Here is a 23,047-nt window from a genome sequence, read left to right on the forward strand (position 1 = left end):
CCCGTTCCTGGATGGCACCCGTCAGTCAGCGCCTGCGGCGAGTTCCTTCGCACGCAGCGCGAGCCACAGTTCGGCGATGTCGGCTGTCTCGGAGAGGTTGCGGCCGGTGATTTCCTCGATGCGGCGGATCCGGTAGACCACGGTCTGCCGGTGGACGCCGAGCGCTTTGGATGTCGTCTCCCAGGAGCGCCGGCAGGCGAGGAACGTCTCCAGCGTGTGCAGCAGGCCGGGCGTGTGCTGGGCCTCGTGTTGGAGCAGGGGGCCCAGGACGCGGTCCACGATCGTCTGGGTCTGGCCGGGGTCGTGCAGGAGCGCCGACAGGACGGTGACGTCGGCGTAGATGGCGATTTGGCCGGGGGCGGCCGTGCGCAGCGCCCAGGCCGCTTCGCGGCGGGCGGCAGCGGCGCGGTCTGCCGTGCCCAGGGGGTTGCTGAGGCCCATCGGGGCGAGGGCCCCCAGACGGCGGCGAATCAGGTCCAGGGTCTGGTCGGACGGCTCGAGTGCCAGGTAGAGGACGTCGTCCCGGCGGAGCAGCAGGTGGGGGATGTCGCGACGGGTGAGGGCCAAGTGCAGCCGGCGTTCGCCGGCTTCATCGCCGCCGGTGGCGGCGATCAGGGCGCAGCGGTCGGGGGTCAGGCCGTGCCCGGCGAGTTCCTGGGCGGCTTCGTGGTCGCTCAGGCGGGCGTCGATGAGCCGGGAGAGGAGTTCGGCGCCGAGGCGGCGGTCGTGTTCGTGCTGGACGGCCCGGTGGGAGAGGAGGACGGCGGCGGCGGTGGCGGCGTGCTGCAGTAGTCCGGTATCGGGGACGGGTGCGTGGAAGTCGAAGGCGATGAGGACGGTGGGCTCTTCGTAGGGCACTTCGACGGCGACGCCTTGGTGCTGGGTGCCGCGCAGGTGGACGACACCCGGGAGGGTGCCGTGATGGCGGGCTGTCTCGGTGAGCAGGGCGCCAACGAGGTCGGTGGGGGATGGGGGGTTGTCGGACAAGGCCTCACGGCCGGTTTCCGTGTCCACGAGGGCGAGCCGGCAGCCGAAGTCCCGGGCCAGTTCGCGCAGGGCGTTGCGCTTGGTGGGTTGGGTGACCGTGTGCCGTACGGCGCTGTAGATGCGCTGCGTGAGTAGGGTGCGGCGGGCCTCGTGCTGGGAGTGCGCGTCGGCGACGGCGCGGGTCAGCGCGGTGAAGCTGACCGAGTAGGGCGCCTCGACGACGGGGAGTTGCAGCTGGTCGGCGGCCTGGCGGGCGGCGGGGGTGAGGGGTGGTGTGTGGTCGTCCATGCCGATGACCAGGCCGCTGGCGCCGAGGTCGCCCAGCCGGTGGAGGAAGTCGGCCTGTTTGGCGGCGGCGCGCGGCAGGGTCCGGCCGTTCTTGAGGAGGAGTTCCCCGCCGGTCATCCACTGCCACGGGGTGTCGAGGTCGGACGAGTGGGCCCAGGCGATGTGGTTGGTGAGCCCGGCGGCGCCGGCCATCACGGTGAGGCGTAGATGGGGCATGTCGACCAGATCCGACACCTGCATCGCGCCCTCGCTTCCACACCCCAGTTACGATCCATCTAGTTTAGGAAGATCGTTTTATACGAATCAAGTATTTCCTATCCCGAGGGTGCGGACGATGCTCCTTGGCAACGTCCGCACCGTGCCGCAAAGGAGCCACGGATGAACCTGACCTCGCAGGTTTCCCAGCGCGAAAGCCCACCCGCTGAGACCCCACGGCTCCACCGAGGCTTCACCCTGCGCTCCGCCCTGTCCTTGGCGTTCGCAGACGTCTCGCCGATCGTCGGCCTGTACGGGATCTTCACGCTAGGTCTGTTCGCCGCCGGGCCGGGCTTCTTCTGGGCCTTCCCCGTCGTGCTGGTCGGCCAGCTGCTGGTGGCCGGCGTCTTCGGCGAGCTGGCCTCGCGGTGGCCGTTCGCGGGAAGCGTCTACCAGTGGGCGCGGCACGTCCGGGGAACGACCTGGGGATGGACCACCGGCTGGGCCTACATGTGGGGGCTGACCATCGCCCTGTCCACGCTCGCCTACGCGGCGGCCGGCTTCGTGCTGGAGGTCGTGGGCGTCTCCCAGCCGAGCCGCATGCTGACGGCGGTACTGGCGGTCGCGATCATCGCCCTCGGCAGCTTCGCGAACATGATCGGCCGCAGGGTGCTGAAGATCCTCGTGGTGGCGAGCATCGTCTGCGAGATCATCGCCTCAGTCGGGCTGGGCACAGTCCTGCTGCTGTTCTACCGGGAGAACCCGTTCAGCGTCATGTTCCACGGCGTGAACCTGGGCGGCATGAGCTCGGGCCCCATGCTCACGGCCGTGGCTTTCGTCGGCTTCTCCTTCCTGGGCTTCGAGGCCGCCGGCTCGATCGCCGAGGAGGTCGAGCAGCCCGAGCGCAACGTGCCGAAGGCGATCATCCTGGGCCTGCTGCTCGTGGCTCTGATCGTCATGTACTCCAGCCTGGCGTTGATCCTGGCGATCCCGCACCTGAGCCAGGTCCTCGCTTCCCAGACCGGCGACCCGGTGTCGGACACCCTGACCGCCCACCTCGGTGCGGGCGTCGCCAAGCCCCTGCTGGTGATGTTCGTGATCGGGTTCCTGTCCAGCTTCCTCGCCGTGCAGGCCGCGGTGTCCCGCTGCGTCTGGGGCGCAGCCCGCGACCGCGGCCTGCCGGGCTCCGGCGTCCTGACCCGACTGGCCGGCCGCGAGCGGCTCCCGGTGTACGCCATCGGCCTGACCGGCGTGGTGGCCGCGGCACTGGTCTTCCTCGGCGGATCCGAGTTCTACAGCGTGCTCGTGAACACCACCGTCGTCGGCTTCTACATCGCCTTCGGGCTTCCGGTCCTCGGAGCCGCCCTCGCCCGCCTGCGCGGCCGCTGGGTCCCCGGGCCCTTCACCCTCGGCCGATGGGGCGCCCCGGTCACCTACCTCGCCTCGGTCTGGATCATCTTCGAGACCGTCAACGTGGTGTGGCCGCGGACGATGCCGGACACCCCCTGGTACGTGAACTGGAGCATGCTGCTGGCGACGGTCGTGCTCGGGATCATCGGAGCCGGCGTGTACCTGAAGGTGCGCTCGCGCATCGCCTCCCCGATCGCGGAGCGCCTGGCCGCGCAGTCCGCAACCGGCGAGCCGGCGGGAGGCGCCCAGTGACCACCGCATCCAGGACGGCACTGATCACCGGGGCGGCCTCCGGCATCGGCGCGGCCGTCGCCCGCGCACTGTCCCAGGCCGGGTGGACCGTCGCGGGCCTGGACCTCCACCCCGCAGCCGACGTCGACCTAGCGCTGACCGCCGACGTCTCCGACGCCGCCTCCACCGCGCAAGCCGTCTACCAGGCGCACAAGGACCTCGGGCCGATCCACGCGGCGGTCACCGCGGCCGGGCACTACGAGTCGACATCGCTGGCGGACATCACCCCCCAGGCGTGGCGGCGGATGCTGCACGTGCACCTCGGCGGGCTGCGCAACACCGCGCACGCCGTCCTCCCCGGGATGCTGGAGCAAAGCAGCGGCAGCATCGTGGCCATCACCTCCGAACTGGCCATCGCCGGCGGCGACCGCGAAGCCCACTACGCGGCGGCCAAGGGCGCGATCATCGGCCTCGTCCGCACCCTGGCCGCGGAATACGCCCCCCAGGGGATCCGCGTCAACGCCGTGGCCCCCGGGCCCACCGACACACCGCTGCTGGCAGCCAATTCCCCCTGGCGCGACCCGCAGTACCTGCAGACCGTGCCCAACCGGCGGCTGGCGCGGCCCGACGAGATCGCCGCCGTCGTCCGCCTCGTCCTCGACCTGGACTTCTGCACCGGCGAGGTCATCTCCCCCAACTGCGGAACGGTGATCTGATGACGACTCGTCCGCCCCACCCCGGCCGGGTGGCACTGGTGACCGGCGCAACCCAGGGCATCGGCCGCGCCGTGGCCCTGCGCCTGGCAAAAGACGGCGCCCAGGTGGGCGTCAACGCCCGCGAGAACAGCGCCGACATGGCCGAGGTGGCCGTCTTGACCGACGGCTTCCCCGCACCCGCCGACGTGTCGCGCACCGAGCAGATCCACGCGGCCGTCGCAGCCATCGAGCAGGAACGCGGCCCGATCTCGGTGCTCGTGTGCAACGCCGCCTACATGACCATGGACTCCTTCCTCAACCACGACGAGGACGACTGGTGGCGCGTCGTCGACACCAACCTGACCGGCACGTTCGACCTGGTGCAGGCCGTCCTGTCCGGGATGCGCCGACTCGGTGGCGGACACATCGTCATCATCTCCTCGGAGTGGGGCGTCACCGGCTGGCCCCGCGCCAGCGCCTACGCAGCGTCGAAGGCCGGACTGATCGCCCTGACCAAATCGCTGGGGCGCGAACTGGCCCCCGAAGGGATCATCGTCAACGCCATCGCTCCGGGCGTCATCGACACCCCGCAGCTCGAGGTCGACGCAGCCGACGCCGGCGTCACCCTCGCCGACATGCACGCCGAGTACGCCCGCGACATCCCCCTCGGCCGCATCGGCAGCCCGCACGACATCGCCGAAGCCGTCAGCCTGCTCACCGCACCGGACTTCGGCGCGCTCATCGGCCAGACCCTGCAGATCAACGGCGGCGCGACCCGGTGCCGGGCCTGACACCCCACGCACACCCGCAGCCAGGGCAGGCGCGCGCAACGACCCAGCAGCAAGGAGACACCACGTGACAGACCAAGGCCACATCCGCCACGACAACGGCGTGGTCAGCCAGGTGGACGGCACCAAGGTGCCCCGCTACGCGGGCTTCACCACCTTCGCCCGCCTACCTCGCGCCCAGGACGTCGCCGACTTCGACGTGTCCGTGGTCGGCATCCCGTTCGACACCGGCGTCACCTACCGCCCCGGCGCCCGGTTCGGGCCGTCCTACATCCGGCAGGCATCCAGGCTGCTGCGCCCCTACAACCCGGCGCTGGACGCGGAGCCGTTCCGCGACGCCCAGGTCGTCGACGCCGGCGACATCTCCTGCAGCCCCTTCAACATCGCCGAGGCACTCGGCCAGGTCGAGCACGGGCTGCGGGAACTGATCGGCCAGGGGCGCCCCGTGCTGAGCCTGGGCGGCGACCACACCGTGGCACTGCCGGCTCTGCGTGCCGTGCACGCCGTCCACGGGCCGGTGGCCCTGGTGCACTTCGACGCCCACCTGGACACCTGGGGCGAGTACTTCGGCGAACCGTGCACCCACGGAACCCCGTTCCGCATCGCCTCGAACGACGGGCTCATCGTCAAGGGCCGCTCGGCCCACGTCGGCATCCGCGGATCCCTCTACGACCGCCAAGACCTCCTCGACGACGCCGACCTCGGCTTCACGATCGTGCACTGCCGCGACATCGACCGGATCGGTGCCGACGGCGTCCTCGATCGCATCCTGGACCGCGTGGGCGACACACCCGTGTACGTCTCGATCGACATCGACGTTCTCGATCCCGCCTTCGCCCCCGCGACCGGAACCCCCGAAGCCGGGGGCATGACCAGCCGCGAACTCCTGGCGGTCCTGCGAGGCATGAGCGCCCTGCGTATCGTGGGGGCCGACATCGTCGAAGTCGCCCCCGCCTACGACCACGCCGAGGTCACTGCCGTCGCCGCCGCGAACCTCGCCTACGAACTGGTGACCATCATGGCGACAGGCAAGCGGCAGTGAGCGCCCCCGCCGGGCCCGTGGTGTGGCCGGACGGCAACCAGGCGGCAGCCGCGTTCACGTTCGACGTCGACGCGGAGTCGGCGGTCCTGTGGCAAGCCCCCCACAACGCCCACCGCATGAGCGTCATGAGCCACCAGGCGTACGGTCCGCTGGTCGGCGTGCCGCGGCTGCTGCGCCTGCTGGACCGGCACGCCATCCAGTCGACGTTCTTCGTCCCGGGCTACACCGCCCACCGCTACCCCCACGTCGTGCGCGACATCGTCGCGGCCGGGCACGAAGTCGCTCATCACGGATACCTGCACGAGCAGCCCACCGCCGTAGACGCCGCCGAAGAGGCAGCGAACCTCGACCGCGGCCTGGCCGCCCTGGAGGAGGTAGCCGGGATCCGCCCCGTGGGATATCGAGCCCCCATGTGGGACCTGTCCTGGCGTAGCCCCTCGCTCCTGGCCGAACGCGGATTCCTCTACGACTCCAGCCTCATGGACGCCGATGTCCCCTACGAACTGGCCATCACACCGGGCGCGGCCCGCTCCATCGTCGAGATCCCCATCCACTGGGCCCTCGATGACTGGGAGCAGTACTGTTACCTGCCCGACATCAGCGGTAGCGGCATCATCCAGACCCCCACCGCGGTGCGGGAGCTGTGGCAGAGCGAGTTCGAGGGCCTGCGCGCCGCAGGCGGATGCTGGGTCCTCACCAACCACCCGTTCCTGTCCGGGCGCACATCACGCGCCCACCAGCTCGACCAGCTCATGGCCCACGTGTCCGCGTGCCCAGACGTGTGGGTCGCTTCCCTGGAGGACATCGCGCGCCACGTCCGCACCCTCAGCCTGCCACCCCGCTCGATCGACATGCCGGAAACCTGAGCACCCCAAGCTCGACAGTCGGTGGCAGGCGCGGCCCGGCTGCCCACCTATGTCTTGAAGCCAACCGAGGCGTGGGACGACATCCGCTCGCCTGAGGGGAAGCAGCGCACAGCTCCACACCACTTCGGGGCGCAGCAGGGTGGAGTTACCCGCCAGCTGGTGGTGCTGGCTCCCTGCGCCCGTCCGGAAGGCGCGATCAGTTGCTGGTCCAGGCCCGTAGCTGGCGGGCGATCCGGGGGACGCCGAGAGCTCCGGACGCAGCGTCCCGCACGAGGGCGACCGCTGCTTTGGGGGGATAGTCGAGACGGCACCCGTTGAGCATGAGGAAGGCCTCGGTGGCGTGCCAGGCGAAGGCCTCGTTGGAATGCTCCAGGCATGGCAGTTTCGCCAGGGTCTGCAGCAGTGCGGCCGCCTTGAGGTGCAGCGAGCCGTAGATGTCGGTCTCCAGCGCCCTGGCGTTGACCCGGCCTACCGTGGCATACAGCGGCCCGTAGTCGTCGATCTGGGGGTCGCCGTCGAGCAGTTCTGCAGCGTGCAGCAGGAACGTGACCTCGAGCGGGTGGCCCTCCGGCTGGCTCACGCGGCGTGGCCTCGCTGCTGGTCCTGGAGGTCGCGCAGCGCTTCCTGCTCGGCGGATCGGTGCTCAGGACTGGGGTCGATGCTGCTGGGTTCCGCCGCGAAGGCGTCGCCACTGTGGGCCATCGAGGCCGCAAAGTCCGCGAGGAACTGGTTCTCGACCTCGGTGGCGCGAGCGTAGGCGGCCGACAGGATGAACTCCTGCATGCTCACCCCTGCCTGCTTGGCGGCAGCGGCGATCGCCGCTCGCTGCTCGGGGTCTGGGAAGCGCAGATTCATACCTTTGGGATCCGCCATGGCACCTACGGTACCAGTGGTACCAAGATTCCGTGCCCGCCGGAGCAGGACCGTGCATCAGCAGCCGGATGCGCTGCGCCCCAGCCGGAAGCGCTCAGGTCCGTGCGCAGCGGCGAATACCCGATGGTCTTGCTCTGGCACAACGATCTCGGTGGTCGGATTCGCCTCGTCCGGCGTAGGCGCGGAGACCTGAATCAGTTCGGTTCGGGCCTGCACCAGGTCGGTCCCGGTGAGGGTCTTCCAGAACTTGTAGGTGATCACGAACTCACCGCGCGTGGGTCGTAGCCATACACGAGCTTCGCAGGCGCGGGGGATGCCGAGGATGTGACGAGCGCCGCCGACTGGGTGGCGAGAGCGGCCGTGACAGAGGGAGGAGCTATGAGGGACGGGACAGCCGGCGCACCGGCACACCCGGTAAGTGCCAGTAGAGCGATTGCGGCCAGCTGCAGCGTGGTCGGGGACAGGCAACGCCTCACATGACTCCTCGTCATCTCTCTCATCAGAGTCGGCTCTTGCAGGCTCATCAATTTGCTTAGAGTTCTTCAGTGATCGTATGGTGATTGTGTGGAACTTCTTCGACTCTCAAAGGCCGCTAAACGTTTGGGTGTTCACCCCGTGACGCTTCGGCTTTGGGCGGACTCGGGGAGAGCAATGCTCAAGACCTGTGGATCGGTTCCGGGAGGAACGCAGAGGGCGTACCTTCCCGAATGATCCCGTGATGGTCATCGAGTAGGCCCGCGTTCGCAGCGCGGGTCGGGAAGGCACGCCCATGCTCACCGTAGTCAACGCCGACGGCTCCACGAAAGACGGCTCCCTGCTGGACGAGATCGTCCGCGAGGGCGCCCGGCGGATGCTGGCCGCCGCGCTGGAGGCCGAAGTCAACTCCTACATCGCGGAGTTGAGCCACGAGACGGACGAGAACGGACGGCGCCTGGTGGTCCGCAACGGCTATCACCAGCCGCGGAAGGTCACCACCGCGGCCGGCGTGATCGAGGTCAAGGCCCCGCGGGTGAACGACAAGCGCGTCGACGAGACGACCGGCGAGCGCAAGCGGTTCTCCTCGGCGATCCTGCCGCCCTGGTGCCGCAGGTCCCCGAAGATTGCCGAGGTGCTCCCCCTGCTCTACCTGCACGGCCTGTCCTCCGGGGACTTCGTGCCGGCGATGGAGCAGTTCCTCGGCAGCTCCGCCGGACTGTCCCCGGCCACCGTCACCCGGCTGACTACTCAGTGGCAGGCCGACCACGCCGCCTTCCAGGAGCGTGACCTGTCCGGCACCGACTACGTCTACGTCTGGGTTGACGGAATCCACCTGCGCATACGCCTGGACGAGGCCAAGGCCGCCATCCTGGTTGTCATCGGCGTGCGGGCGGACGGCACCAAGGAGCTGGTCGCGATGGCGGACGGCTACCGTGAGTCCTCGGAGTCCTGGGCCGGGTTGCTGCGGGACTGCGCTCGCCGGGGCATGCGCGCTCCTGTGCTCGCGGTGGGCGACGGCGCGCTCGGGTTCTGGAAGGCCCTGCGCGAGGTGTTCCCCGGCACCCGCGAGCAGAGGTGCTGGGTTCACAAAACCGCCAATGTCCTGGACGCCTTGCCGAAGTCGGCCCAGCCGGCGGCGAAGAAGGCGATCCAGGACATCTACAACGCCGAGGACCGCGAACACGCCGAGCAGGCGATCAGGACCTTCGCGAAGCTCTACGGCGCGAAGTACCCCAAGGCCGTCGCGAAGATCACCGGCGACCAGGACGTGCTGCTGGAGTTCTTCGATTACCCGGCCGAGCACTGGATCCACCTGCGGACCACCAACCCCATTGAGTCGACCTTCTCAACGGTCCGACTCCGCACCAAAGTCACCAGGGGCGCCGGCTCCCGCACCGCCGCCCTCGCGATGGTGTTCAAGCTGGTCGAGTCCGCTCAGGCCCGCTGGCGCTCGGTCAACGGCGCCCACCTCGTCCCGCTCGTTCGCGCCGGAGCCCGCTTCGAACGCGGCCAGTTGGTCGAGCGGGGCCAGGAGGCGGCAGCATGACGACTGACCACACGGACTTCGACCCCACGGCCGCCCTTGAGCAGATCACCACCGCGACCGAACACCTCCTGCGGACGGCGGCCCGGTTCACCGACGCCGACGTACGTGCACCGTCGCTGCTGCCGGACTGGTCGCGCGGGCACGTGCTGACACACCTGGCCCGCAACGCCGACGGCGGCCGGCGCCTGCTGATCTGGGCCCGGACCGGAGCGGAGACACCGGAGTACCCGAGCCTGGCCGCCCGGGCCGAGCAGATCGAGACAGGAGCGGGCCGCAGCGCCGCCGAGCTCCTTGCGGACCTGCGCGACAGCACCGCCGCGTTCGAAGCCGAGTACCGAAGGATGCCGCCCGAGGCATGGCGCCGGATCATTCGCTGGACTCGCGGTCAGGAGCATCCCGCCGCCCGCGTCGCCGAGGCCCGGCTGTGCGAGGTGCTGGTCCACCACGCCGATCTGAACGCCGGCTACACACCAGCCCAGTGGCCGACGTACTTCGTCCACGCCATGCTCGGCCGGGTCGTGGCGTCCTTCAGCGCACGCGACGATGCACCAGCCATGCAGCTGCACGCCACCGACACCGGCACCGGCACCGGCACCGGCACCGGCACCGGCACCGGCACCAGATACGACATCGGCACCGCGCGACCAGCGCCAACCATCCACGGGCCGCAAAGCTCGTTGCTGGCCTGGCTGATGGGACGCTCCCCGGGCGCCGACCTGGCCGTGCACAACGCCCCGGCCCTACCCAAGCCACCCTTCCTCTACTGATCCCCAGCTCGGGCCTAACCGTATTGAGGACCGTGATTACAAGGACCGTGGATCAACTGGTCCACAACTCTTGACAATTACTCACTCGGGGAAGATTCCGGTGACTTGGGTCGGGCGTGAGCGCCGGTTCTCCTCGATCGATGTGGAGGCGATGAAGGTCTCCACCGGTGGCGAGCGTGTCCGCCTGGAGGGCCTGTACGTGCGCGTGTCCGGCTCCCACGGGCAGGAATCCTCGCTTCAGGCACAGGAGAAGGAGTTGCGGGCCACCTCCACCGGGGAGATCGTCAAGGTCTTCCGTGACCGGGCCTCTGGCTTGCGGGAGGACCGGCCCGGTCTGAGCCGGCTCCTGCGGGCCGTTGCTGACGGCTCGGTGACCGTCGTGCGGGTCACGCACGAGGACCGGCTCGCCCGGTTTGGTGTCGGCTGGCTCAAGCACCTGCTGTCCGTGTACGGCGCGAGTCTTGAGGTGCTGCACCCGAAGAAGCTCAGCAGCCGGGATGAACTCCTTGAGGACTTCGTTTCGCTGGTCACCATGTTCGCCGGCCGCCTGTACGGGATGCGGTCGGCTGAGAACCGGCGTCGCCTGCTGGCCGAGTCGGGCCAGTGCGACGCAGGGCGCGCCGCGTGAGCCGGACGCCGCAGCTCGCCGACGGTGAGACCTCCCGTACCGCGTGCGCCCGCACCCTTGTGCGCACCGGCGTGGATGAGAAGACGGGCGAAGTCCTGACCCAGGCCGTGCTGGCCGAACGCATCGGCTGGTGCAGCGACCTGGTGGCGGGCATGGTGTCTGTCGTGCTCGCCGAGCGTTGGAACAGCCGTGATGTGAAGGTACTCGCCTCCGGCGTGGACGAGGTCGGTCGGAATCTGCCGTCGAACGCGTGGATGGCGCTGCGCCGTCTGGGCTGGAGTGCCGCCCCGCCCGAGGGCGTGAAGGTCAACGACCGGATCGTGCGCATGGCCCAGGAGCAGGCCGGGCGGGCGCTGCGCTCGGTGAAGTGGCGCGCCGATGTGGTCTTGGGGGTGCTGGCGACGTGGCCGGCCGATCCGAGCAAACGCACCCCGAGAGAGTGGGATCAGGTTCGGGCGGCGATCTGTGGCGGGGAGCATCTGCCGTCCAGCATCATCAAGGCCCGCACCCGGCAGGCCGCCACGTATCTCAAGGCCAACGGCCGTCTGCCCGTGGACGTGTTCGAACTCGAAGGCACCCCGAAGATCCCCCGCCTGCTGCTCCTCGCCGCGTGCGATGGGCAGCAGGCCACGATCGAACGCTCCGAAACCGGCACCGGGCAGGCGCTGCTACGGCTTCAGCTGCCCACCCGCCCCGACCCGGCCACCTACCGGGACTGGACATGGGTGGCCTGCCCCATCGCGCTGCCGCCGACAGTCCCGGCATCGGCGGTGCTCCACCTTCCCACCCTCCGCTGCGCGGGTGACACCGTGCGCGCTGACCTGGCCTACACCCACGCCGTCCCCAAGGCCCACCGCACCGGTCATGCGGTGGCGCTCGGCGTGGACTGGGGCCTGAACACGCTCCTCAGCGCGGGCGCCGTGCAACTGAACGGCGAGGGGCGGATCACCGCGCTCGGGGCCGGCGCCCAGTTCCGGGCCGCCGGTGTGCTCGCCAAGCAGCACCGCCTGCGCCGCCTCTCGGAGCGACTGCACACCAAGACCGACCAGTACATGCGGCTCATCGCAGGCCACGACCACCAGCTTGCCCCCAAGCTGGACGTGCTGCGCGGCGAGATCCAGCACGTGTCCAACCGCCGGTCGAACCTCAACGACGCCCTGGCGTGGGCTGCCGCCAGGTGGGCCGTCGACCAGGCGATTGCCGCCGGGGCCACGGTGATCTATGTCGAGGATCTGCGGTCGATGGAAGCCGGGGGCATGGGCCGCACCCTGAACACCCGCCTGTCCCAGCAGGTCCGCGGACAGATCGCCGACCGCATGCGGCACCTCGCCACCGAACAGGGCATCGCCGTCGTCACGGTTCCGGCCCGCAACACGTCCAAACTGTGCCCGCACTGCCTGACCCCGCTGCGGCACCGCAAAGCCCCCGACCGGCCCACCCTCGCGGGATGGAAATGGGCCATCTGCCCCCACCAGGACTGCCGTTGGCAGGGCGACCGCGACCACGGTGCCTGGCGCCGTATCGCAGCCCGCGGCCTGGCCCACCAGGCCACGACCGCTTGCGACCGCACCGGCGGCCACATGGTGATCCGGACGGTCCTCGACAACCTGGAAGCGAAGGCGGTCGTCACACCGACTGCCAAGACCAGTCGGAAGGACCGGTCCAAGACCGGCTCCACCCGGCGTCGTTCCACACGCCCCGCGCCCAGGCGACGCAGGGCACCCTCCCCAGCACGGCCTCGCGGTCGTGCTGGCCAGCGTCCGGAGGGACACGCTCACACGGACCGGACCCGGCTGCCCCGCGCAGCCCACCGACACCAGGGCGTGAACACGATCAGCACACCCACCACCGGCCACCGGCCACGAGGGGCAGCACTCGGCGCGGGATTCCACCTCCACGCCCACGCCTCCCCACCACGGTGGGAAACGATCCCGGAAACTCAATCCGACTCAGGATCGCATAGCTAATCAGAGACGCTTTCCAGCCGTTCGCGACACTCAAGCGGCCTCCGTGGGTGTTGCCGGTGCCCGGTAACGGCAGATGGCGCCCGCAGTGTTGCATACGCTCGAGTCGACCCTGTTGCCGCTGGTGATGCGCTCGACGCCTGGGACCGTATGCCGCGCCGGAGAAGCTTGTGTGGCCCTGGCATCGCCCGCCCTGCGAGATTGTTCAGGGACTGCTGGCACGCTTGCAGTCGACCCACAACCGGCCGTCAGCCTGCTCGATCACCTCGTCCACGACGGCCACGAGGTTCCCTGCACGCCCGTCGGACACCCCACATCGCCCATGGTGCAGGCGCATGGTGAGCCCTGGAGCGGTCGTCTCAGATCTTCGACGGCGTCGACGAATGTCCGCTCGCCGCCGCCCTCCCCCTGGTCGCCGACGTCACCCAGGACAGAGGCCTGCAGTACATCACCACCTTCAACAGCGACGACCTCGACAAAGCCACCCGTCTGGGCTTCGAACCTGACCCTCACATCCGGCAACTCCACCCAAGGGACGAGATCGACACCAGCGGGCTATTCCGCTTCCGTCTCTGATCCAGACTTGCCACGCCGGACTTCGACCGCAGGACGTACAACCATCGCCCGGCTTGGCATGTCTGAGTCTTTGTCACACGCCAGCCCTCGGTTGGCTTTCCGAATCTGTGCGCCGGGGAGGACGGTCCGATCGCCGTTCCCGGCGCTTCTCCAACGGAGATCGCATGCGTATTCGCGCTACTGCGGCCGTTGCCGTCGTCTGCGGCGCCGCCGCACTGACCGGCGCCGCCATTCCGGCTGCCCAGGCGGCTGGCACCCTGGGTGCCGCGCGCCCCTGGCAGCTCGCCGGCCACTCCGCGCCCACCACGGGGAAGTCCGCCTTCGCGGCATCCGCCACCGCGGCCACGCCGTACCCGCTGGCGGTGACCTTCTCGAACGTGAAGGTCGCCGGCGGCAAGTCCGCCGTGTCCGTGGGCACCAGCGCCATCGTGCACGTGCCCTACAGCTTCACCCTCACCGCGACCAACGTCGACGTCTCCGCTTCCGACTTCTACGTCGGCCTGGATCTGTACCGGGGCTCCGCCACTTCCCCGTCGGCCGACCTGTACGGCGACCAGCCGGCGACGTGCACCGTGACCTCCTCCGAGTCCTCGCCCGAGAAGGTCGTCACCGTGGAGACCTGCAAGGGGACCGTCGACATCTACCCGAAGTCCGACCTGCGCAACGCCGACGCCGGAACGAGCTGGCACTCGGTGGCCTGGGCCATCGCCTACAACGGACAGAACCCCAGCAACCCCTCGGACGTCAGCAAGATCGGCACCGCAGAATTGACCGGGCAGCGCTCCCCCGCCGTCCAGCGCTTTTCCAAGCTCACCGTGAATGCCGCGCCCGAGCCGGTCAAGAAGGGCAAGACGCTCACCATCACCGGTCGCCTCACCCGCGCGAACTGGGAAACCCACACGTACGCCGGTTACACGGGCCAGAAGGTCAAGCTGCAGTTCCGGAAGAAGGGCACCAACACCTACACGACCCTCAAGACCATCAGCACCGACAGCCACGGCAACCTGAAGACAACTTACAAGGCGACGGCCGACGGCTACTGGCGCTACTCCTTCGCGGGTACCTCCACCACCCCGGCCGTCTCGGCCGCAGGTGACTACGTCGACGTCAGGTGATCACACGCTGAACCTGGTCCTGCGCCGCGAAAACCGTGCGCACTGTGCGGGGCCTGCGCGCAGGACCAGAACTGCTCCTCCGCACCGGAGCGGTGGTCGGTCGACCAACTCGGTGCCAGGGAACAATCGCTCGCTCTCGTCGCTGCTTCCCGCCAGGCCGTCGAGCAGGTCGTTGATCGCATGGTCGGGCAGCGTGCTTGCTCTGCCGCCGCGTTGCGTGATCAGATTGCGGCAGCATCGCGTGCCGGTGGCGGACTGCGTCAGGCATGGAGGTGCGGAATTGAAGGGACCGCCATCCGTGGCTTCCCGCGACGGCGACCGTGTAGCCGCCTTGAGCTTGCAGCTCTCACGAGCACATCAAGAACTGCGTCGCCAGATCAACGAGATCAGGACAAGTCTCGGACACCGTCGGTTGAGCGACGACGCACTTGTCACCCATTGCCTAGCCTTCTGTACCGCGTTGACGTCGCACCACCAGGGCGAGGACGACGGGATGTTCTCCCAGTTGCTGCGCGAACGCCCGGATCTCGCAGCGACGGTCGCGAATCTTGTTGAGGATCACGGAATGATCGCCTCAATCCTGTCCCGGGTGCGCGAACTCGCTGACAGGGCTGCCGAATCGCGCAGCCCGGTCCTGGAGGCGATAGGGCGTGAGCTTGACGGATTGGTGGCGATCATGGAATCCCACTTCAGCTATGAAGAGCGGACGATCAGCGAGGCGCTCGACGGCGGAGTGCCTGACGCCGACTGGCCCGACATGGTCTTCCGGTTCGGTATGGCATGAATCGACATGGTTGTAGTTCTTCCTCGGCGACGGGCCGTGATCAGGCCATGAACTCGTATTGATCCTGGTCAGGGGTGGGTAGAGGCGCTGGCGCTCGCATGCAGCATGGAAGCGCCAGTATGCGTAGAGGTCGCCGTTGGAGAGGAAGGCAGGCAGTCGCAGGACGGCTTCGGCTCCGGCAAGGCCCCAGCGGGCGCCGGTGATGTCGAGGCGGCCGGCGATCAGGTGGCGGCGCCCTCGATCGCACCGGTCGTTCGGCGACGACCCGCCGCCAGTACCCCTGCGTGGCGAACTGGCCATTGAGATAGACCACCGGGGCACCGGGACCGCCGGTGTGGGTGAGTGCCTCGGCGTCGACGTCGACGTCGGCCACGCCGGCAGCCCCGAACCGCGTGCCGACGGCCCGTACGGACCGGTCGTCTGCGTCTTCACTGTCACCCGCGGTCGCGGTGGGGCGTCACCGTCGGGTTGCTGGCGCTCGTCGCAGGCGCCCTGCTTCCTCGCGCTCACGCCCCAGGTACGGATTCCAGCACGATGTCCGCCTGTGCGTGGGCGAACGGGTTCGCTACCCCGAACTCGCGTGCCCGCTGCGCATCATCGGTGTGTGCAAAATCTGTGATCAGCGTCTTTTTCACGGCGAACACCGCGTCGGATTCGATATACGGGCTGCTCGCGACGAAGACGTGCGTGGTCACCGGAGTGTGGCCCGCGGCGCCGGCGATGAAGTAAATGTGTGCCGGACGGTTGGGGTGCCGACCGGTGCGGTCGAGCATGCGCCCGACCGGGCCGTCGGTCGGAATCGGGTAGTAGCTCGGAACGACCGTGCGGAACCAGAAGGCTCCCTGCTCATCGGTGGACCGCCCGTTCCCGAGCGGCTGTACGTCGCGTTGCTGGACGTCGTAGAAGCCCTCTTCGTTGGCCTGCCAGACGTCGACATAAGGGAGGTCATGACCTCTCGCAGGCGTGGGTCCGGGGTCGCGTGGAAGCTTCGATTACCGCATCGGCGTAGGTTTCCTCGGTGGAATCGGTTGCCATGAGCTCCCCTGTGGCGAGGTCGTGAACATTCAGGAAGTGCTGGGTCGTCCGGCCCGGGGTTTGGATGCCCCGGGCCGGAGCGGTCAGTCGGGCACGGCGTTCTTACGGCCTGGACCCGGCCTCTTCCTGCGTCTGGTGGCCGATGTAGCCCTCGTGGACGTCCTGGCCGCGGGCGTACTCGGGCTGGAAGCGGACGCTGGCGTAGTGAGAAGCCTTCTCCGCCTCCTGCGCCCGCTTGCCCAGTTCCGCGGTGTCGCCGAAGTCAAGTACGTCGCGGGCCAGCTGGGTGAGAGGCCCGTCGACCTGGTACTCGGTACGCTGCAGGGTGAGCTTGTTGATCAGGTACAGCGGTGTGCCGTTGAACTTCTCGAACATCTCGTGGCGTGTGCCCCACTCGGTGAGGAAGCGCTCGCTGATCTGCCGGAAGATCTTGATCCGGTCCCGGGCGCTGATCTCGGAACCGCGCAACGCCTGCTCGAGCTTGGGGCCGATGTAGGGGTCGTCCAGCTCGCGCTTGGTCGGTTGGATGACCACACCGCGGCCGCAGAAGTCGATCAGTGTGTTGACCATGTCGTGCTGGTTCTCGAGGTAGTGGGCCCGGCCGAAGTCGATGTAGATGTTGTTCGGCTTGAACAGTCCACCCGGGGTCCCGAATCCGGTCTCCTCGGCCGCAAGCATGAACGCGCGGCAGGTCTCGCGGAACCGGATGAGTTCGGCGAGCTGTGCCTGCACCACCGGCTGGGTGCTGGTACCCAGTGACTGAGTGATCAGCAGCGCGAGGCCGACCATGAGTTCGGCGTGTATGCACTGCCGGATCTGGGTTTCCAGGTGCACCCAGTCGAACTGCCGCTGCGGGTACCACTTGGAGTGGTCGGGGTTGCCGATGTGCTGGACCTGTGGCCAGGGGATCAGCACGTCGTCGAAGTAGACCATCCCGTCGAGCTCGTCACCGATGGTTGCCAGTGGACGGTCGTAGGGGTCGGCGTCGGGCTGGGCCCGCGATTCGCGGGCGACCACAGTTACACCCGCAGTGGCCACCGGCACCATCGCATAAATGGTCTGTTCGGGCGTCTGGCCTGGCCGCCACAGGTTGCCGATCAGGAGGTTGTTGACGAAGGGGAGCGAGGTGCCGATGGCCTTCCAGCCACGGACGACGATGCCCTCGTCGTTCTCCTCCACGATGCTCAGCATGGGGGTGTCAGCCAAGGCGTCGTCGCGGCCGCGGTCGTACTGCACGTCGACGAACATGGGCGAGATCGCGAGGTCTTTCGAGGTGACCTCTTCCCATTGGCGCTGGATGTTGCCCGTCAGGTCGCGTCGGGGGCCGGTGAAGCGGGAGTTCTCGGCCCACGGCTTCTGGTCGTCGACCTGAGTGAACATGACGACGTTCATTCCGGCCGGCGGACGGGTGAAGATGCCTCCCTTGAAGTGCCGGAACAGGAACTCGGCGTACTTGCGGCGGCGGACAGCGTCCTCCTTCGACCGCGGCAGGAACCAGTGCATCGACTGACGCTTGCCGTTTTCGTCGATGAACGTCGTGATGTCCTGGTGCTCGGGGTCCAGGTGCAAGTCGTAGTACTCCGCGATCGCCTGGGCGTATCCGCAGGTCTTGGGGTGTGTGGTGACGTCTTCGATGAGTTCGCCTCCAACGTAGACCTTGCGGCCGTCGCGCAGCGACTCCAGGTATTCCTTGCCGGTCCTCATGGTGTCTCTCCCGTAGTGGCGTGGTTCATTTGACGGTGGAAGGTGGCGGCGTCCCAGTAGTCCTCGCTGCCGCAGATCAGATCTCCCCTCAGGTGCAACACGTGCACGCCCCGCAGCGACAGACGCTGGCCTCGGGCGGCGAGGGGGCCCATCGGCGCCTGCAGCGTCGCAGTGAGCAGATAGGCGATCGCGACCGGCCCGCCCGGATCGGTGATCTGAGTCTGCGGTTCCCAGCGAGCGTCGGGAAACCAGTGAAAGAAGTGACGCAGCCCGTCGGCGATGGCCTCCGGTCCCTGCCGAGAGCTGCCCTGCGCGATCTCCTCGTGCCTGGCCCCGGTGTCATAGAGTCGCGCGGCGGCGAGCGGGTCGTGGTGGTTGTAGGCGTCGTACAGGCGGGCCGGCAGACCGGTCAGCTTCATGCCACGGCCTCTCTCATCGCCGGAACCTCGCCGAAGTCCACGCTGCGTTGGTAGCGCCCCTGCCCGAACAGCAGTGGGCGGCGGGGGTCGGGCGCCAGGACGGCTCGCACCCTGCCGATGACGACAAAGTGGCTGCCCACGGGCCGTGCCTCGGCTACCTCGCAGTCGAAGGTCACCAGCGAATTGCGCAATACCGGCGAAGCCACTTCGGCCGGCAGCGCACTGCCTGCGACGACGTAGTCATCGACGAATTTCACGGAGCCGGGACGAGAGCACAGCTGTGACACGAAGACTTGGTCCTGGCTGAGCAGATTGACCGCGAAACGGCTCTCGCGGTGGATGTCAGCAGCGGTGACACTGCGATTGTTGACACACACCAGCACCGTCGGCGGCTCCATACACACCGAACTGAACGCATTGACGGTCATGCCCCAGGGACGACCATCATGCCGGGTGGTCACCACGGTCACGCTGCCGACCACACGGCCCATCGCCGCCCGGAACGTATCGGGATCCGCCTTCGTCTCCAACGCCCACGACGCGGTGTCGACCCCTACGTCGTCATCCCCGCACAAGTCGCCGAGGGTATTTCCTGATTCGATCATCGGATCTCTCCAAACTGGCGGCGGTACAACTGCCGCCGCCCAGGCGGGGGAAACCTGCCGCAGTTTCGGCCGTGAAAGCCGCACCGCTTGACCGGGACGCTATGATCTGCACAACATATCCGTCCAATAGATAATTTGGATTTGTAGTATTTCCATCGTGGATATGTGGGCTGGACGGGGATCATGAACCTGCGGAACGTGGATCTGAATCTGCTCGTGGCGCTGGATGCCTTGCTGGCCGAGCGCAACGTCAGCCGCGCGGGCCGACGACTCGGCCTCAGTCAGCCCGCGACCAGTTCGTCACTCGCCCGCCTCAGGAAGATGTTCGGGGACCCGCTCCTGGTGCGGCGGGGCAGGGAATTCACCCTCACCGCCGAGGCCGAGCGGCTGGTGCAACCTGTACGGGAGATCCTCAACCTGGTCGAACGGACCATCGAGCAGCGTCCCGAATTCGACCCGAGCACGGACATACGCACCTTCTCCATCAGCGCGTCCGACTACGCGACGCTGGTATTGCTGAGCCCCTTCGTCCGGGCGGCGGCCGCCGAGGCCCCAGGCGTGACGATTCACGTCCTCCCCAGATCGAGAGATCCACGGCAACTGCTGGACACCGACGAGGCCGATCTCGTCATCGAACCTAGGGAGCTCCTCAGCGACACCGACTTCCCGTCGTATCCACTGTTCAGCGACCAATGGCTGTGCGCGGTCGACGCCGCCAATCCGGCCGGCTCGGCGCAGCAGATAACGCTGGACGAATACCTACGTCTCCCGCACCTCGTGTACAGCATCGGACCGGGCCGGCAACTCAACCCCGCCGACCAGCACCTCGCCCGGCTCGGCACCGAGCGTCGGATCGAGTTCACCGTGGAGAGTTTCCTCCTCGTGCCCTTCTTGATCCGAGGAACATCTCTGGCCAGCCTCGTCCTCGAGCGGGCGGCCCGCCAGCTCGCCGCCGCGGCGACCGACATCCGGCTCCTGCCGCCGCCACTCCCCCTGCCCGACATCCACGAGACGATGTACTGGCATCCCCGTCACACGACCGACCCGGCCCACCGCTGGCTTCGCGAACGCCTGCTCGCCTCCGCGAGCGACCTCGGCGGCATGAACGGACTTCCTTCGGACGGAAACTGACAGCAGTCGGAGGCTCGCTCACTCGATCGGTCTTCATGAACGGGGGCAGTTGCGGAGGAACGTGCAGTGCGCGTTTCTCGCCGTTGGCTGAAGACTGGGCCACCTTCGCCGCCTGACGAGTGATCCTGCCGATCACCACTGCTTCTCGATGTCGTCGGCGGCCTCCACCGCGATGCTCCAGCTGACGCCGCTGCTCATTCACTCGCGTACCCCCCGCCGTGGTTGAACTGGCGGCTCAACAGGGAGAGTTGCACGATGGCCTGCCTCATGTGCAGGGAGCAGCCACCGGCGAAGGGGGTGTGTCCCGGGCAGCTAACCGCGCGCTCACCAGCCTTGATCCGCTACACCATGAGAACGGACATCATCCGGTCAAGCATGCCACTGCTGTGCGTCGGAGAGCTTTCTCACCACAGCGGGTCTGGCCGTCGCCCTCTTTTCCTGGGCCTGACCGCCGGTCGGCTGGGCCTCCGGTCCGGCCCGATCCTCTTTCTCTGCCTTCAGCAGCCGCTGGTTCTCGGCCCGCAGCCGGGCCAGCTCCTCGGCTGGACTCTGCGCGCTGCCGTCTGACGGCTCAGGCGCGGACCGAACGGTGTCCTCGCGGACCCACGTTCCTAAGAGTCATCACGTAATGAGGTGATGTCCACCCGATGTCTGTACGGAGCCGGCGCGCCTGGGTGGCGCGTTGTCCGTGCAGCCGGCTGTTCCGACGTGGGCCTTGTGCCGCTCGTTCGCGGGTCGGGTCTCATTCGGGGTAAGTCCGGTACCGGGTGGTGGTGTTTTGTCGAGCAGAGGCCCGCGGCGGGAAGCATCCGGCGTGTGGGCTGCCGCGTGGGTGCGGCCCTTGGTGGGGCGTGCACCGCGCTGCGGTTGACTCGACAGGGCTTCTTGCAGCCCTTCATGGAACACGATCTGTGTGTGGCGCGCCTGGACTATGTCCAGGCGCGCGGTGCTTGGGTCGTCGGGGTCGGTGAGGTGGACGTGGGCGCAGAGGGCGGCGGAGACCTTGTCCCGGTCTGCGACGAGCCCGCACGCGGGACAGGTGTGGATGCGGTCGGCGAGGGTTTTAGCGACCTTTTCGCCGCAGAAGCAGGTCTGGGAGAGTTTGGTGGTGAAGGTGGAGCCCCGGAGCATCCGTCCGCCGGTTTTCTCGCACTCCCGGCCGAGGGCAGCTATGAGCCGTCCGGGTGTGGTGGCCTGCAGCGCTTTGCCCCACCTGCGGTACCACGTCCTGATGTCGCAGTCCTCAACAACGAGGTTCGCGCCGTGTCCGGAGATGATCTCCTCGGCGATGCGCCGGGCGCGGTGGTCTTTGGCCGCGACGGCGGTGGCGGCGACTTCGGCGAGCCGGGCCCGGTTGAACCGGTAGCCAGCCGACAGGCTGTCGCGCCGGTAGGCCTGCTTGGGCACCCCAGCCTCGTTCGCCGCCCTTGCCCCGCCGGGCGTTTCAACAGTCCGTGCGGGAAGGTCCGCAGCCTGGCGCCGCTCGGCGCGGGCCTGCTGGCGTTTCGACGGCCGGTACTGGCCGGGGTTGGACGCTCGGCGAGAGCGGTCGAGGGCACGCTTTCGGCCGCGGTCCTTGCGGCGGGCCTGCGCCAGCGCGGCAAGCTCCGCGTCGCTGGGCTCGATGCGGGTTGCCTCCACGTCGCCGTCGGCGGGGTCGAAGGTGTCGGGGAAGGAAACGATCGAGAGGTTGGAGACGTTGCCGTCGATGCCACCGACCCGGACGAGTGCGGCCGCCGCCGCACGCCGGGCCTTCGTGGCGGGGGATGCGTAGCCGCCGGTCAGGACGATTAGGTGGGCTTCGTAGGCCCACCCGCCCGGCGCTGAGGTGTCGCGGCGGCGCACGAGGTCGATCTTGTGCCAGGTGTCGGGGTTGGTCAGGAAGTGCACCAGGCGCGGCCAGCGGCCCGAACCCGAAGGCAGCCGGACGGGCAGGACCAGGTCACCACGACGTGAATCGGCGCCGCCGGTGAACACGACGGCCAAAGGCCCGCTGTAGTCCCACCACGTCGCGGCCCGCGTCTTCTGCACGTTCTTCGCCGTGACCTCGCCCGTCTGAATACGTCCCGTAGGGCGCATAGGAGCAGGCAGGTGCCGTGGCTGCTCGAGGACCCCGGTCCCTGCAGGAAGCGCGGCAGCCTGCTCCGGGGTGGTGACCGTATGGTCGAGGTTGCGGTGGCGGTAGGTGTTCAGGTGCCCGGCCAGGGTGCCGTGCAGCCGGAAGGTCTCCCACTTCCGCGACGTGGTGTGGGAGCGGGCGCGGCCCGGGATCCGCGTGTAGTCCCACCAGCGACCGGTCTTCGGCCGGCCGTGCCGACGGCCGGAAGAGTCCGGGAACAGATGCCGGCTCACGGAAGTCTCGAAGACCTCGTCGGCCTGGTGCATCACCAGTGCTTTGGTGACGTGATGGGCGAGGTGCCTGGAGTTTTCCATGTGCCGGTAGGCGCGGCGTTCCATCCCTTCCCGGGACAGACCCAGCTGAAGCCGCCACGCTTTCGCGTCCCTCTCGCGGCGGACATCACCCGCCCAGTACGCATCGACGGCGTCCCGTGCATCACGCTGCAGCGCCCGTTTGAGGGACCACATCGCCGAGAACAGACTCTCGGTCCGGTGCCGGATGCCGGGGTCGTGGACATCGAGCGGGAGACGGATCACCGCAAGCTCAGTGTTCGCACCCAGCGACCACCGCTTCCCCTTGTTCTTGCCTCGGTATCGGCGGGCCGAAGGTGCACCGTCGGAGGCGGGCGCGGGTTCAGGCAGCTTTGCGTCCATCGCTTACCCCACCTCCTTTGACATCGCAACGACCCGCATCTGTCAGCGGTTTGGCCAGCGCGGCAACCAACGCCAAAGCTACAACGCCCCACTGACAACGGGCCCTCTCACAACCGCACTTCGGTCTCTACAATGACTTTCATGCGTCT

General features: G+C 68.3%; 21 protein-coding genes and 2 pseudogenes. 13 read left to right on the top strand and 10 right to left on the bottom strand.

Translation table 11 applies throughout. The features are described from left to right. Positions 1–21: 21 nt before the first annotated feature. Positions 22–1,515: a PucR family transcriptional regulator gene (locus ACQEXA_RS01065; RefSeq protein ID WP_433128158.1), complete on the bottom strand. Its 1,494-nt coding sequence runs from the start codon at positions 1,513–1,515 to the stop codon at positions 22–24. Between the two features lie 138 nt (positions 1,516–1,653). On the opposite strand from ACQEXA_RS01065, the gene ACQEXA_RS01070 reads away from it, so the two are divergent. The 5 genes from ACQEXA_RS01070 to ACQEXA_RS01090 all read left to right on the top strand — a co-directional run bounded on the left by ACQEXA_RS01070 (position 1,654) and on the right by ACQEXA_RS01090 (position 6,502). Beyond that, a complete protein-coding gene (locus tag ACQEXA_RS01070) occupies positions 1,654–3,132 on the top strand; it encodes an amino acid permease (RefSeq protein WP_433128160.1) in 1,479 nt (492 codons plus the stop codon). After that, positions 3,129–3,827, top strand: coding sequence for an SDR family NAD(P)-dependent oxidoreductase (locus tag ACQEXA_RS01075; RefSeq protein WP_432938305.1), 699 nt, complete (start codon positions 3,129–3,131; stop codon positions 3,825–3,827). Before ACQEXA_RS01070 ends, ACQEXA_RS01075 begins: the two co-directional genes overlap by 4 nt. Beyond that, a complete protein-coding gene (locus ACQEXA_RS01080) occupies positions 3,827–4,597 on the top strand; it encodes an SDR family NAD(P)-dependent oxidoreductase (protein ID WP_432938303.1) in 771 nt (256 codons plus the stop codon). Before ACQEXA_RS01075 ends, ACQEXA_RS01080 begins: the two co-directional genes overlap by 1 nt. 64 nt (positions 4,598–4,661) lie before the next feature. Further along, the gene (speB, locus tag ACQEXA_RS01085; protein ID WP_433128162.1) at positions 4,662–5,636 is read left to right on the top strand and encodes an agmatinase; all 975 of its coding nucleotides are present in this window, start codon (positions 4,662–4,664) and stop codon (positions 5,634–5,636) included. Then, entirely contained in the window at positions 5,633–6,502 is an 870-nt protein-coding gene (locus ACQEXA_RS01090; protein WP_433128164.1) for a polysaccharide deacetylase family protein, read from the top strand. The genes speB and ACQEXA_RS01090 overlap by 4 nt, the downstream gene beginning before the upstream one ends. Before the next feature lie 196 nt (positions 6,503–6,698). On the opposite strand, the gene ACQEXA_RS01095 is transcribed toward ACQEXA_RS01090, so the two are convergent. The 3 genes from ACQEXA_RS01095 to ACQEXA_RS01105 are packed head-to-tail and all read right to left on the bottom strand — an operon-like array spanning position 6,699 to position 7,636. After that, positions 6,699–7,082, bottom strand: a complete 384-nt coding sequence (locus ACQEXA_RS01095) for a fic family toxin-antitoxin system, toxin component (RefSeq protein WP_433128166.1) — start codon at positions 7,080–7,082, stop codon at positions 6,699–6,701. Further along, positions 7,079–7,375: a DUF1778 domain-containing protein gene (locus ACQEXA_RS01100; protein WP_432938294.1), complete on the bottom strand. Its 297-nt coding sequence runs from the start codon at positions 7,373–7,375 to the stop codon at positions 7,079–7,081. Before ACQEXA_RS01100 ends, ACQEXA_RS01095 begins: the two co-directional genes overlap by 4 nt. A 57-nt stretch (positions 7,376–7,432) precedes the next feature. Then, entirely contained in the window at positions 7,433–7,636 is a 204-nt protein-coding gene (locus tag ACQEXA_RS01105; RefSeq protein WP_432938291.1) for a hypothetical protein, read from the bottom strand. 508 nt (positions 7,637–8,144) lie between these two features. Here ACQEXA_RS01105 and ACQEXA_RS01110 point away from each other — a divergent pair. The 7 genes from ACQEXA_RS01110 (at position 8,145) to ACQEXA_RS01140 (ending at position 15,232) form a co-directional block, all read left to right on the top strand. After that, positions 8,145–9,398, top strand: a complete 1,254-nt coding sequence (locus ACQEXA_RS01110; RefSeq protein ID WP_432938288.1) for an IS256 family transposase — start codon at positions 8,145–8,147, stop codon at positions 9,396–9,398. Further along, positions 9,395–10,165, top strand: a complete 771-nt coding sequence (locus ACQEXA_RS01115; RefSeq protein ID WP_433128168.1) for a maleylpyruvate isomerase family mycothiol-dependent enzyme — start codon at positions 9,395–9,397, stop codon at positions 10,163–10,165. The genes ACQEXA_RS01110 and ACQEXA_RS01115 overlap by 4 nt, the downstream gene beginning before the upstream one ends. 70 nt (positions 10,166–10,235) lie before the next feature. Beyond that, a complete protein-coding gene (locus ACQEXA_RS01120) occupies positions 10,236–10,793 on the top strand; it encodes an IS607 family transposase (RefSeq protein ID WP_433128170.1) in 558 nt (185 codons plus the stop codon). Beyond that, on the top strand, positions 10,790–12,760 hold the full coding sequence (locus ACQEXA_RS01125; RefSeq protein ID WP_433128172.1) for a zinc ribbon domain-containing protein: 1,971 nt from the start codon (positions 10,790–10,792) through the stop codon (positions 12,758–12,760). The genes ACQEXA_RS01120 and ACQEXA_RS01125 overlap by 4 nt, the downstream gene beginning before the upstream one ends. Before the next feature lie 405 nt (positions 12,761–13,165). Beyond that, entirely contained in the window at positions 13,166–13,333 is a 168-nt protein-coding gene (locus ACQEXA_RS01130; protein WP_433134402.1) for a DUF2326 domain-containing protein, read from the top strand. A 164-nt stretch (positions 13,334–13,497) separates the two neighbouring features. Further along, on the top strand, positions 13,498–14,448 hold the full coding sequence (locus tag ACQEXA_RS01135; protein ID WP_433128174.1) for a hypothetical protein: 951 nt from the start codon (positions 13,498–13,500) through the stop codon (positions 14,446–14,448). A 298-nt stretch (positions 14,449–14,746) separates the two neighbouring features. Then, positions 14,747–15,232: a hemerythrin domain-containing protein gene (locus ACQEXA_RS01140; protein ID WP_432938274.1), complete on the top strand. Its 486-nt coding sequence runs from the start codon at positions 14,747–14,749 to the stop codon at positions 15,230–15,232. A 40-nt stretch (positions 15,233–15,272) separates the two neighbouring features. Here ACQEXA_RS01140 and ACQEXA_RS01145 read toward each other — a convergent pair. The 5 genes and pseudogenes from ACQEXA_RS01145 to ACQEXA_RS01165 form a co-directional block, all read right to left on the bottom strand. Continuing rightward, positions 15,273–15,463: pseudogene (locus ACQEXA_RS01145) on the bottom strand (ISKra4 family transposase); the annotation flags it as partial. A 275-nt stretch (positions 15,464–15,738) separates the two neighbouring features. Continuing rightward, a pseudogene (locus ACQEXA_RS01150) lies at positions 15,739–16,191 on the bottom strand (6-chlorohydroxyquinol-1,2-dioxygenase); the annotation flags it as partial. A 178-nt stretch (positions 16,192–16,369) separates the two neighbouring features. Continuing rightward, the gene (locus ACQEXA_RS01155; RefSeq protein ID WP_433128176.1) at positions 16,370–17,971 is read right to left on the bottom strand and encodes a 4-hydroxyphenylacetate 3-hydroxylase family protein; all 1,602 of its coding nucleotides are present in this window, start codon (positions 17,969–17,971) and stop codon (positions 16,370–16,372) included. Continuing rightward, entirely contained in the window at positions 17,968–18,390 is a 423-nt protein-coding gene (locus tag ACQEXA_RS01160; protein ID WP_432938269.1) for a nuclear transport factor 2 family protein, read from the bottom strand. The genes ACQEXA_RS01155 and ACQEXA_RS01160 overlap by 4 nt, the downstream gene beginning before the upstream one ends. Beyond that, positions 18,387–18,995: a flavin reductase family protein gene (locus tag ACQEXA_RS01165; protein WP_432938267.1), complete on the bottom strand. Its 609-nt coding sequence runs from the start codon at positions 18,993–18,995 to the stop codon at positions 18,387–18,389. Before ACQEXA_RS01165 ends, ACQEXA_RS01160 begins: the two co-directional genes overlap by 4 nt. Positions 18,996–19,178: 183 nt before the next feature. On the opposite strand from ACQEXA_RS01165, the gene ACQEXA_RS01170 reads away from it, so the two are divergent. Continuing rightward, complete coding sequence (locus ACQEXA_RS01170) at positions 19,179–20,126, top strand: LysR family transcriptional regulator (RefSeq protein ID WP_432938264.1); 948 nt, start codon at positions 19,179–19,181, stop codon at positions 20,124–20,126. A gap of 621 nt (positions 20,127–20,747) precedes the next feature. Here ACQEXA_RS01170 and ACQEXA_RS01175 read toward each other — a convergent pair. Continuing rightward, on the bottom strand, positions 20,748–22,898 hold the full coding sequence (locus ACQEXA_RS01175; protein WP_433128178.1) for a zinc ribbon domain-containing protein: 2,151 nt from the start codon (positions 22,896–22,898) through the stop codon (positions 20,748–20,750). Between the last annotated feature and the right edge of the window lie 149 nt (positions 22,899–23,047).

This window comes from Streptomyces sp. CA-106110, assembly GCF_050936285.1.
Taxonomy (GTDB): domain Bacteria; phylum Actinomycetota; class Actinomycetes; order Streptomycetales; family Streptomycetaceae; genus Streptomyces.

Coding starts and splice junctions, on each gene's coding strand:
- ACQEXA_RS01165 (WP_432938267.1), bottom strand. CDS start 18,995: ATGATCGAATCAGGAAATACCCTCGGCGACTTGTGCGGGGATGACGAC.
- ACQEXA_RS01155 (WP_433128176.1), bottom strand. CDS start 17,971: ATGAGGACCGGCAAGGAATACCTGGAGTCGCTGCGCGACGGCCGCAAG.
- ACQEXA_RS01080 (WP_432938303.1), top strand. CDS start 3,827: ATGACGACTCGTCCGCCCCACCCCGGCCGGGTGGCACTGGTGACCGGC.
- ACQEXA_RS01115 (WP_433128168.1), top strand. CDS start 9,395: ATGACGACTGACCACACGGACTTCGACCCCACGGCCGCCCTTGAGCAG.
- ACQEXA_RS01100 (WP_432938294.1), bottom strand. CDS start 7,375: ATGGCGGATCCCAAAGGTATGAATCTGCGCTTCCCAGACCCCGAGCAG.
- ACQEXA_RS01170 (WP_432938264.1), top strand. CDS start 19,179: ATGAACCTGCGGAACGTGGATCTGAATCTGCTCGTGGCGCTGGATGCC.
- ACQEXA_RS01110 (WP_432938288.1), top strand. CDS start 8,145: ATGCTCACCGTAGTCAACGCCGACGGCTCCACGAAAGACGGCTCCCTG.
- ACQEXA_RS01135 (WP_433128174.1), top strand. CDS start 13,498: ATGCGTATTCGCGCTACTGCGGCCGTTGCCGTCGTCTGCGGCGCCGCC.
- ACQEXA_RS01065 (WP_433128158.1), bottom strand. CDS start 1,515: ATGCAGGTGTCGGATCTGGTCGACATGCCCCATCTACGCCTCACCGTG.
- ACQEXA_RS01160 (WP_432938269.1), bottom strand. CDS start 18,390: ATGAAGCTGACCGGTCTGCCGGCCCGCCTGTACGACGCCTACAACCAC.
- ACQEXA_RS01175 (WP_433128178.1), bottom strand. CDS start 22,898: ATGGACGCAAAGCTGCCTGAACCCGCGCCCGCCTCCGACGGTGCACCT.
- ACQEXA_RS01070 (WP_433128160.1), top strand. CDS start 1,654: ATGAACCTGACCTCGCAGGTTTCCCAGCGCGAAAGCCCACCCGCTGAG.